Genomic DNA, 5,097 nt, shown 5'->3' on the forward strand with positions numbered 1-5,097 from the left:
GTAGGGCGTTGCCCTACGCTATATAATTAAGCCCTTTCAGGGCACTCCGCAAAATTATCATTTAGCGATTTTTCATCAGTCTTCTGTCACCTTTGAAAAGAACCTTTTCCTTTTCATCCGGGTCTGTATCTTTATACTGTTTTTGAGTTTCCTGAAGCAGTTGCATCAGCTCTTTTTGTTTTTCAGCATATTCCGGTTTGCCGAAGACATTGTTCATTTCTCTTGGGTCGGCTTTCATGTCATACATTTCCCATTCGTCGATGTCGTTGTAGAAATGAATCAATTTGAAGTCTTGCGTGCGTATACCATAATGACGCTTCACAGAATGTTCTGCAGGGTATTCGTAGTAATGATAATAAGCAGCTTTGCGCCAATCGGCAGGAGTTTTGCCTTCATTCACCAATATCGGTTTCAGGGAGGCTCCTTGGATATCCGATGGAATCTCTATTCCGGCAAAGTCGAGGAAAGTAGGAGCAAAGTCCACATTCATGCTGATGGCATTACTGGTACTTCCTGCTTTAATTGCTTTCGGATAACGGATAATAAGCGGCATGCGTTGACATTCTTCATACATGAAGCGTTTGTCAAACCAGCCATGTTCGCCAAGGAAGAAACCTTGGTCGGAGGTGTAGACAATGATTGTGTTGTCCAGCTCACCAATTTTTTCGAGATAATTCAGCAGTCGGCCGATATTTTCGTCTACTGCCAGAACTGTCGCCAGATAATCACGCATATATTGCTGATATTTCCAGCTGATTAATGATTTGCCTTTCAGGTCACCTTTGCGGTATTCGGCAATGCGTCCGGCATATACAGAATCCCATTTATCCTGAACTTCAATAGGCATACGTTTGTATACGCTGTAAAGACGGTTGGTGGTATCTTTCAGCATCTCTTCACGAGTCAGCAATTTGAGGTCCCAGTCGTTTGTCAGTGTATGTTCGATAGACATATCCTGTTCACGGGCTGCTCTTCCGCGGCCTTCATAGTCGTCGAACAGATTAGCTGGTTCCGGGAAAGTGGTATTGTTGAATATACCCAGATGGCGGGGAGCAGGCATCCAGTTGCGGTGCGGAGCTTTCTGATGATACATCATGCAGAAAGGTTTGTTCTTGTCGCGACCTTCGAGGAATTCAATGGCTTTATCAGTAATAATATCCGTAGCGTATCCTTTTTCTACAATATGCTTCCCGTTTTCCCAAAAATCAGGGTCATAATAGTCACCTTGTTCGTGTTGGCCGCTAAGGATGCTCCAATGATCGAATCCTTGCGGTTCACTGATAAGATGCCATTTACCAATTATTGCAGTCTGATATCCGGCTTGTTGAAGCAGTTTGGGGAATGTCTGCTGATCTCCGTTGAACGTACTGGCGTTATCGGTAAAACCATTCTCGTGGCTGAACTTACCGGTGAGGATGCAGGCGCGTGAAGGTCCTGAAAGAGCGTTGACAGCGTAGCAGTTGTCAAAACGGATACCTTCGTTGGCAATCCGGTCCATGTTAGGAGTCTGAATCAAATTTCCTCCGTAACAGGACATTGCTTGAGTGGTATGGTCATCCGTCATCATGAAGATGATGTTCGGTTGTCTGGTCTCTTCTTTCTTTTGATTGCCGCAGGAAGCGAGACTTAGTGCAGCTAGTGGGAGGAGTAGGGCAGAGGGGGTGTAATAGTTTTCCATAATGATGAAGGGGAGTGACTAAAAAGTCGGTTGCATCTCCAATTTCCTTCCTTCCGGAAGGAGGAGAAATTGAGATGCGACCGACTTTTTAGTCAGCTTTATTATAGTTTGTATTTTAATGACTGTTTCTTTCCGTTTACTTTCACTTCTACTTCCAGTCCGTTTTCATCGAACGCTTTGTTCTTGAACTTAGCTGCAAATTTAGGGGCATCTGCGCTTTTCTTAACTGGATAGATAACTGTGATGTAACGAACAGCTTCTTCGCCGTCTTTCTTCACGTTGAAAGATACATTCATACGTTTGTAACGTTTGCGATAAGCAGTTGAGCACCAACCCGGTTCTTTCTTCATCGACATACCGTCGGGACCGAAACATTGCAGTTTCATGTTGCTTCCGTCTTCAAATTGTGTCAGGAACGTCATGTCTTCGCGGCTGTTGGCAATTTCTCCTTTTGGCATTTGATAGTGAAGATTGATGGAACCTTTGGCGCTACCGGTCATTTCGTCTACAATGACAAAGTAAGTGTTGTCAACAAAGAAAACAGAACGACGGTGTTTCAGGTTCTTGTAACTAGGATTTTCGGTCACTAAAGTTTGGATAGCACCTTCCGGTTGCCACAATTTAGTCACAGATTCTGTCGTATCCAAGTTCTTGTTGTTCAGCGTTACTGTGTTGTGAACACAAGTCTGACGGTGCCAGTTGCGTTGTTCCATCACTTCGCCTTCACCTGCATATACATACGAACCAGAATCCGGGAACAAATTCTTGCCGTTAAACCAAAGTTCAAACGTTCCGTTATCCGGCTGACAATGCCAGAATGCTTTCGGACCTGCTTTTACTACCATTTGCGTAGCATCCATTCCCCATGAGTTACGGAATACAAAGAAACCTGATTTCAAGAATCCTTTAGACATATAATCCGGCAATGCACCTTCTTTACCTTCAGTTGCGAAGTATTTGATAGCCTGGTTTTTCGGGAACAGTTTACTCCATGCTTTGTAGTTTTTCACCATTTCTTTCTTTGTTGTCAACTTAGCATCGCTGAAACATGGATTGGTATAATCAGGGAAAGAAATGTTTGCGTAGAACATAATCATGCTTTCGATAGTATCCAGATAATCCTGTGGGAATTCTTTACGGAACCCGTTGGCATCTGCGATACCTAATGCCTTGCAGAAAATGTTGATGGCTGCCAGATGATAATGCGGGTCGAGTTCGAACTGTCCGCCGTCTTCGTATACCTGTACATGAATTTCACGGTTCAGAATATCGATACCGCTTTTTCTCCATGCCGGAGCATCTTTGAATTCAGGGAAGAAAGCACCGGCGTAGATCATACGTTGAGCTTCAAACAGCAAATGGTTACCTTGATCGGAATAATTAGCAAGGATATGTATAGCATGTTTGTGATAGTTCACCAGGAATTCTGTCAGGAAGTCCGGAGTGAAAGAAGGGGAGGGAAGGAATAACTGGAATTGTGAAGTCTGGTCTTGCAGACGATTACTCACTTCCAGAGGACGCCATGCAAAACGTACGTTTTCTACTTCGCCTTTGATTTTTCCATCACTTACCAGCTCATATTCTTTCTTGTCCATCTTCACCAACGGATTCTTTTTAATCCAGTCGATATACTGGTGTGCCCATTCTTTAGCATATTTTTCATCACCGGATATGCGGTAAGCTTTACCCATTGGAGTGAACCATTTGTGACGGTGCAACTGCCAACGGAGTTCATTGTCTTTCACCGGCCAGTATTGCCAGTTGATGTCTTCTCCGTAGTTGTAAGAAGGCTGATAACCTTTATGTACGAAGAATGTATGTTTCAATCCGTCATCTGCCCATTGCTGTTCTTCTTTGCTGATAGTCACTTTGTTCAGATTGATATCCGGAGTTTTTACATTGGTACGTGCACGGTAATAATCTAGTAATGCTTTGGCAGCATCCTCATCTTTACCTTCCTGATGCAAAGCTTTCACTTTTTCCAATCCCGGATAGTCCAGGTTAAGAATTGAAAAGACTTCGCTTTTCAGTTCTTGGGCATAACCCTTGCTTACGAAACATGCGATTGCAAGCAGAACGATATACTTTAAAGTTTTATTCATGATATAATAGGTGTTATAATTTTATGTATTAGATATCTTTGTAGTTGATACCTTTCAGATCCATGAATCTCTTCAATGCTTCCAGATAATAGTAGTCAGCATAGTTCAGTGGAGTGTCGATTTCAGAACCATTGGGTAGTGAACCTACGGAGTGCATCAAAATGAATCCTTGATTGTCACCCACTTTTGCGAGATATGCATCACTTGACAGACTCTTCAGAATCTTTTCCGCATAATCCAGGTATTTCTGTCCGTCGGGAACCATGGTACTTAGTTCGATCATGGCAGAAGCAGTAACAGAAGCAGCAGATACATCGCGTGGAGTTTCTTTAGTTACAGGAGCATCATAATCCCAATAAGGAATAGCGTCGTCTGTTTTTACGCGATCCATAATCATATCAGCTATATCCTTTGCAAAGTTCAGGAAGATACTATCATTTGTTTCGCGGAAACAAGCGGTATATCCGTATACAGCCCATGCCTGTCCGCGTGCCCATGAAGAATCATCGTTCTTGCCTTGGTGGGTTTGTTTCCGTTCTACTGTACCATCGCTGTTATAGCTTACTACATGCCAGCAAGTATAATCCGGGCGGAAGTGATTATGCATGGTTGTCATGGCATGCTTGATAGCAATGTCTTTATATCTATTGTCGCCTGTTGCTTTTGCTACATTGAACAGAAGATCAAGGTTCATCATATTGTCGATGATAACCGGGAAGTTCCATGTTCCGAAATCCCATGAACGGATAGCACCGATAGAGTCGTTGAAACGACCGCAGAGGTTATCGGCAGTTTCTCTCATCACAGCAGCAATGGTGTCGTTGGGTGAAAGACGTTCTGCATTGCCATAGCTGCAGTTGACCATGAATCCCAAATCATGCGTACCTTTATAATAGCGTACCGGATTCAGAAGATTTGTATATTGGATGGCTTGAGTTTTTAGTGTATCGTTTCCTGTCAGTTCGTATGCATACCATAATGAACCGGGGAAGAAACCGCTCGTCCAGTCATAAACGTTGCAGAGGCGACGTTTGCCTAATTGCTCGGCAGTAGGTTGTGCACGTAAGGAATCTTTAAATGTTAATGAATCTCTTTCCAACTGACGGCAAAGGAAGTCCATGTCATAGCCGGTACGGATGGAGCGTGGCAACATTCCCGTACCACTAACCTCTTCAGCAGAAAGTTGTAATTGGGCAGAAGCTACATCCAGTCCTTTTTTTATCCAACTGTAGTCTTCCTTTGGGGGTGTCTGGCACGACGCGAGTGCAATACTAACCGAAGCAAAGAGAACAAGTTTCTTTTTCATGTTATTCATTT

3 protein-coding genes are annotated in these 5,097 nt (G+C 43.4%); all 3 read right to left on the minus strand.

Annotated features, from left to right (window positions below; genetic code table 11):
- Nucleotides 1-61: 61 nt before the first annotated feature.
- Entirely contained in the window at nt 62-1,678 is a 1,617-nt protein-coding gene (locus tag ACT8YW_RS21635; RefSeq protein WP_444107104.1) for a sulfatase family protein, read from the minus strand.
- A 101-nt stretch (nt 1,679-1,779) separates the two neighbouring features.
- Entirely contained in the window at nt 1,780-3,780 is a 2,001-nt protein-coding gene (gene hepC, locus ACT8YW_RS21640; RefSeq protein ID WP_444107105.1) for a heparin-sulfate lyase HepC, read from the minus strand.
- A 28-nt stretch (nt 3,781-3,808) separates the two neighbouring features.
- Nucleotides 3,809-5,095, minus strand: a complete 1,287-nt coding sequence (locus ACT8YW_RS21645; RefSeq protein WP_444107106.1) for a DUF4995 domain-containing protein — start codon at nt 5,093-5,095, stop codon at nt 3,809-3,811.
- Nucleotides 5,096-5,097 lie beyond the last annotated feature (2 nt).

It is taken from the genome of Bacteroides sp. (assembly GCF_052357945.1).
Lineage (GTDB): Bacteria > Bacteroidota > Bacteroidia > Bacteroidales > Bacteroidaceae > Bacteroides.